Origin of the sequence: Streptomyces jumonjinensis (assembly GCF_009600885.1) — a bacterium.
Lineage (GTDB): Bacteria > Actinomycetota > Actinomycetes > Streptomycetales > Streptomycetaceae > Streptomyces > Streptomyces jumonjinensis.
Genome location: NZ_VCLA01000170.1, coordinates 1 through 531 on the forward strand (window position 1 = coordinate 1; position 531 = coordinate 531).

Annotated in this window: 1 pseudogene; it reads right to left on the reverse strand. The window is 71.8% G+C overall.

The features are described from left to right. Positions 1-55: 55 nt before the first annotated feature. Positions 56-531, reverse strand: a pseudogene (locus tag FF041_RS24835) (SDR family NAD(P)-dependent oxidoreductase); the annotation flags it as partial.

The following is a 531-nucleotide window of genomic DNA, read 5'->3' on the forward strand; positions in this document are numbered from 1 at the left end:
CACGCCCACGGCCGGGGCGCGGCAGACCAGCCGCCCACGGTCACGGGGGCCCTAGTTACCCACCCACGCCCACCGCGGCGTCCGCGAGCTTGTTCAGCCGCTTGACGGTGCGCTCGTCGGTGGCGCGGGGGGCGGGCTCCACCCGCTGGTCACGGTCGTAGTAGGCACCGTTGACGATCTCGGTGGCCGGATCGCAGAGCCGAACCAGATGGGCCGCGCCCTCGGCGGGCGCGCAGCCCTCGTGCGCGTACAGCGGCAGCATCGCCGTGTCGCAGACGCCCGGGTGGACCGAGACCGCGGTCACCCGGGGGTCTGCGGCGAAGACGGTGAGCGCGAGCTGAGACTGGGCGTAGGCGGCGACCCGGGAGTAACGCCGGGCGCGCTGCGGATCGTTCCACTGAATGGCGCCGGTGCGGTGCATCGACGAGGACACATTGACGACCCGCCCGCCGGGATCGCTGGTCAGCGCCGCCTCCAGAAGATGCGTCAGCAGATAGTGCGCCAGGAAGTTGACCTGGAAGGCGATCTCGT